This is a genomic window from Mesorhizobium sp. M4B.F.Ca.ET.017.02.2.1 (assembly GCF_003998955.1).
GTDB lineage: Bacteria > Pseudomonadota > Alphaproteobacteria > Rhizobiales > Rhizobiaceae > Mesorhizobium > Mesorhizobium abyssinicae.
Window position 1 is genome coordinate 1 of the sequence record NZ_RZOF01000467.1, and the last position, 3,894, is coordinate 3,894.

A 3,894-nucleotide genomic window follows, 5' to 3' on the forward strand; every position below is an offset into this window, starting at 1 on the left:
AGGGCCGGGCTCAGTTCGGCGAGCGCGGCCTTTCGCGCGGCGGCCGCTCGGGCATCGCCGTCCTTTGCGGCGACATGAGCGGTACCGAGCTCGGCCAGCAGGGCACGAAGAGCCTCGGCGCAGTCGGCCTGAATCCCGACCGTCACCGGGCGGCGCACGATCTGGTCGGCGCCGATGTCGATGCGGATCAGATTGGCGGGCAGGACAAAGCCGCCATCGCCATAGCCGTCATAGTCGGTCGGGCCGAACTCGGTGCCGGCGGCAATGACCAGGTCGGCGTCCGCCATCAGCGCGCGCACCGGCTTGAGGCTGGGGCTCGCCGGCACGCACAGCGCGTGGCCGTGCAGCAGGCCGCGTGCGTTGGTCGTCTCGACGACCGGGGCGCCGAGCCTCTCGGCCAGCAGCCGCAACGGCGCCTCGGCCCATTTGGCGCCGCCGCCGGCCAGGATCAGCGGACGGCTTGCGGCCTTGCAAAGTTCTGCTGCCTGCTCGATCGCCGCCGCATCGGGCGACGGCGGCGACGCATTGCTGAGCGAGGCGACGATGCCATTGCCGGGCTTGACCATGACGTTGGTCGGAATCTCGATATGAACCGGACCGGGACGCGATGACGAGAACAGCGCGAAGGCGCGCGCCAGCACGCCGGGAAGCTCCTCGGCCTCGGTGATCCGGTGCGAGAACAGCGCCACCTTCTCCATCATGCCGCGCTGGTCGGGCAGTTCGTGCAGAAAGCCGAGGCCCTGGCCAAGCGTGTCGGTGGCATTGACGCCGGAGATTACCAGCATCGGCACCGAATCTGCGCGCGCCTGGCCCATGGCGGTGATGGTGTTGGTCAGCCCCGGACCGGTGATGACGAAGGCGACGCCCGGCCGGCCGCTGGCGCGGGCATAGCCGTCGGCCATGAAGCCGGCGCCCTGCTCGTGGCGCGGCGTGACATGGCGGATCCGCGAACGCGCGAGACCGCGATAGAGCTCGACGGTATGGACCCCGGGAATGCCGAAGACCGTGTCGACGCCATGCGCCTCGAGCAGTGTGATGAGCGCTTCGCCGATGGTGGTCATTGTTCTCCTCTTTCTGGCGCAAGGCCGAGTTCGGCCTCGACAGCCCTGATGCCAATCGCCGCCAATTCGCCGGGCGCGAACATCTCGCCCGCCAGGCAGCCTTCGATCCAGAGCCCGTCGATGAGCGCGTTGATCGCGATGGCATGGTGACGCAGCTGGCTTGCGTCCGGTTTGCGCTGTTCTGCAGCGAGCACTTCGGCCACAACCGCTTCCACCTCGTTGCGAAAACCAAGATAGCCCTCGCGGTGGGCATGGGCCAAGGTCGGATCCGCATTGGCGCGGCCGATGAAGGTTGCCCAGAGCGAAAACACCCGCGCGTCGATGATCGGCGTGCTGAGGTTGGCGGTGACGAAAGCCGCAAGACGCCGGCGCGGCGAGGCGCCTTCCATGGCCAATGCTGCTTTGGCCTGCTCGGTCATGCGGCCGACCAGTGCTGCATATGCCGCCTGCAGCAATTCTTCCTTGCCGGGAAAATAATGCCGGATCAGCCCGGCAGTGACGCCGGCACGCAACGCGATGGTGCGCAAGGTGGCGCCCTGCAGGCCATATTCCGCCACGCTGTCCAGGGTCGCTTCGATCAAATCCTGCCGCCGCCGGTCCTCGCCTTCGCGACGGAACTTGCGGCGGGATGGCGCATTCATTGGCGCAGGATCGGCCGCGTCAGGCATGTCGGCCCGCCTTCGCAAGCGATGCAGAGCGCGTCCGCCTCGAATATCTCAACCGTGCAGCCGGCGGCTTCCATCGCGGCCTTGGTCTTGGGAAAGCCGGCAACGGCAATGACTTTGAGCGGGCTGGTCGGCAGCACGTTCAAGCTGAGGCCGTTCGACGCGGCGAACTCTTCGGCGTCGCCTTCGACCAGCCGGATGCCTCGCGCCTTCAGCATCTGATAGAACGGGGCCGGCAAAAGCGGTGAATAGACCAGTGCGAGGTCGTCGGCCAGCGGACTGATCACCGACATCAGATGCAAGCAAGCCTCTTCGCCCTGCCACAGCGGCAGATCAAAACCGTAGACGGAAATGCCAAGCGGCGTCAGCAGGTTTGAAACCTGCTGGATGCCTTCCTGGTTGGAGCGCACGCCGCGCCCGATCGCGAGCGTGCGGCTGTCCACCCATACGCAATCACCGCCTTCGACCTGGCCAGGGGCCTCGACGCGGCCCAGGATCGGAATGCCCAGTCTGCTGTAGGTTTCCTCATGCAAAGAGGGCTCGCTGGCGCGCAATGACTTGCCCATGGACAGGATCAGCGCGCCGCGGTCGGTCATCAGCGACGGGTCGTGCGTGAACACCGAATCCGACAGGCCGTCGGGCTTGTCCTCTATCCATTCGATTTCGGCGCCGGAAGCCGCCACAAGTTCAGCAAGGACCGCGTGCTGCAAGGCCGCTTTCGCAGGGTTGAAGCCCGCGCCATAGTGCCAGGCAGCCCTGTTGGCGTCACGCATGGCGTTGGCCGCCGACCGCATCAGCACGCGCCGCAGCGGCGCCGCCATGGACTGGGATCCGAAAGCGCTCATCGATGCCCTTCTAAGATGAAAAAAACCGAGAAAATTTCATGAAAGGCTATTTATACACTTGCGCAACAAGGCCGCAAGTGCCGTAATGAGCGGGATTGACGGGCTCGCGCTGTTGGGTCCATGCTGAAGTCTGGAGCGGGACAGTGCAGCGTATGTTGATTAGCCGGATGGACGTTCGACGACCTGCCGTAGCCCCTGCAGAGGCCACCTGGTGAGCGCGGTGGAAGCTGCCGCAGTGCGATCCGGCGAGGCGCAGAGCGGCGCCGCCGAAGCCATCCATGTCGAAAACCTGCACAAGAAATTCGGCCAGCTGCATGTGCTGAAGGGCGTGTCGCTGTCGGCGCGCGACGGCGAGGTGATCGCCATCATCGGCGGCTCGGGCTCGGGCAAGTCAACGCTCTTGCGCTGCATCAACTGCCTGGAGAACCCGACCAGCGGCATCATCCGCGTCAATGGCGAGGAGATCAAGCTGAAGGCCGACAGCCACGGCCACACGGTTCCCGCCGACCGCAAGCAGATCGAGCGCATTCGCTCCAGGCTGGGCATGGTGTTCCAGAACTTCAACCTGTGGAGCCACATGACGCTGATCGAGAACGTCATCGAGGTTCCGGTGCATGTGCTGGGCGTCAAGCGCGACGAGGCGATCGCCCAGGCCGAGAAGCTGCTCGCCCGCGTCGGGCTGGCCGAGAAGCGCGACGTCTATCCTGCCTATCTGTCGGGCGGCCAGCAGCAGCGCGCGGCGATCGCCCGGGCGCTGGCTATCAATCCGCGCGTCATGCTGTTCGACGAGCCGACCTCGGCGCTTGACCCGGAACTGGTCGGCGAGGTGCTGAAGGTGATCGGCGACCTGGCCCGCGAAGGTCGCACCATGGTGCTGGTCACCCACGAAATGAAGTTTGCCCGCGAGGTCGCGACGCATGTCGTCTATCTCTACAACGGGCTGGTCGAGGAGGAAGGACCGCCGGAACAGCTGTTCGGCGCGCCCAAATCCGAAAGGCTCAAGCAACAACCGAAAGGCCGGCGCTCGCCAAAGTGGCGACCGCCAGCTGCTCGTAGCCTCCCGTAGCCTCCAATCCGATTGCCGTCGGAGAAAAGGCTGCAAGACGTCGAGCCAGATCCTCCATCCCGGCGTGGTCGTTACCAACCGAAAACGCTTCACCGGACGGCAAAACATGCACATCCAGCCGATCCTTCGAAACGTCGATGCCAACAACGATTTCCATCCTATCCCATCCTTGCCTAATCGGGCTTCGCTTGCGGCCCAGGCGACTGTTCGGGGTCGATGGAACGGCGGACGAAGACCCTCGCTCTCCCACGGGCTTC

5 protein-coding genes are annotated in these 3,894 nt (G+C 65.3%); 1 reads left to right on the forward strand and 4 read right to left on the reverse strand.

The annotated features are described in order from the left end of the window. From EN738_RS32040 to EN738_RS32050, 3 genes are all read right to left on the reverse strand, one after another. On the reverse strand, positions 1-1,061 hold a 1,061-nt coding region (locus tag EN738_RS32040; protein ID WP_127287079.1), incomplete at its 3' end, for a 5-guanidino-2-oxopentanoate decarboxylase. Beyond that, positions 1,058-1,702, reverse strand: coding sequence for a TetR family transcriptional regulator C-terminal domain-containing protein (locus EN738_RS32045; RefSeq protein WP_189606092.1), 645 nt, complete (start codon positions 1,700-1,702; stop codon positions 1,058-1,060). The genes EN738_RS32040 and EN738_RS32045, both read right to left, overlap by 4 nt. Continuing rightward, positions 1,699-2,571, reverse strand: coding sequence for a dimethylarginine dimethylaminohydrolase family protein (locus tag EN738_RS32050; RefSeq protein WP_127287081.1), 873 nt, complete (start codon positions 2,569-2,571; stop codon positions 1,699-1,701). The genes EN738_RS32045 and EN738_RS32050 overlap by 4 nt, the downstream gene beginning before the upstream one ends. A gap of 211 nt (positions 2,572-2,782) precedes the next feature. Here EN738_RS32050 and EN738_RS32055 point away from each other — a divergent pair, with 211 nt between their 5' ends. Then, positions 2,783-3,637 carry an ABC transporter ATP-binding protein gene (locus EN738_RS32055; protein WP_127287082.1) on the forward strand — a complete coding sequence of 285 codons (855 nt, stop codon included), beginning with the start codon at positions 2,783-2,785 and terminating at the stop codon, positions 3,635-3,637. On the opposite strand, the gene EN738_RS32060 is transcribed toward EN738_RS32055, so the two are convergent. Further along, entirely contained in the window at positions 3,570-3,794 is a 225-nt protein-coding gene (locus EN738_RS32060) for a transposase (RefSeq protein ID WP_348629120.1), read from the reverse strand. The two genes, EN738_RS32055 and EN738_RS32060, sit on opposite strands and share 68 nt — an antisense overlap. Positions 3,795-3,894 lie beyond the last annotated feature (100 nt).

Coding starts and splice junctions, on each gene's coding strand:
- EN738_RS32045 (WP_189606092.1), bottom strand. CDS start 1,702: ATGAATGCGCCATCCCGCCGCAAGTTCCGTCGCGAAGGCGAGGACCGG.
- EN738_RS32050 (WP_127287081.1), bottom strand. CDS start 2,571: ATGAGCGCTTTCGGATCCCAGTCCATGGCGGCGCCGCTGCGGCGCGTG.
- EN738_RS32060 (WP_348629120.1), bottom strand. CDS start 3,794: ATGGAAATCGTTGTTGGCATCGACGTTTCGAAGGATCGGCTGGATGTG.